The 278-nt window shown below is 48.6% G+C and carries 1 pseudogene; it reads right to left on the reverse strand.

Features of this window, described 5'->3' with window-relative positions:
* Positions 1-278 (reverse strand): annotated as a pseudogene (locus tag SB756_RS29605) (methyl-accepting chemotaxis protein); the annotation flags it as partial.

Raw genomic sequence — 278 nt, forward strand, 5'->3', positions numbered from 1 at the left:
CTTGTATAGCTCCTAAAGTTCTCTTAACATTTTCGAGCCCAGATTTGGTGAGTTGTTGAGCTCGCCCGGATGCATCAGCGGCTTCCGCAGCATTGACGGCCACTTCATCAACTGCGGCACTCATCTCATTGACAGCGGTGGCAGCTTGGTTGACTTCATCGTTTTGCTTGACCAACCCTCGACTACTTTCTTCAGTGACCGCCGCCATTTCTTCAGCAGCCGAAGCAAGTTGCGTTGAGCTATCGGAAATATGGGTCAATGTGTCTTTTAAGTTATTT

This window comes from Pseudomonas sp. SIMBA_068 (assembly GCF_046534705.1).
In the GTDB taxonomy this organism is placed as follows: Bacteria; Pseudomonadota; Gammaproteobacteria; order Pseudomonadales; family Pseudomonadaceae; genus Aquipseudomonas; species Aquipseudomonas putida.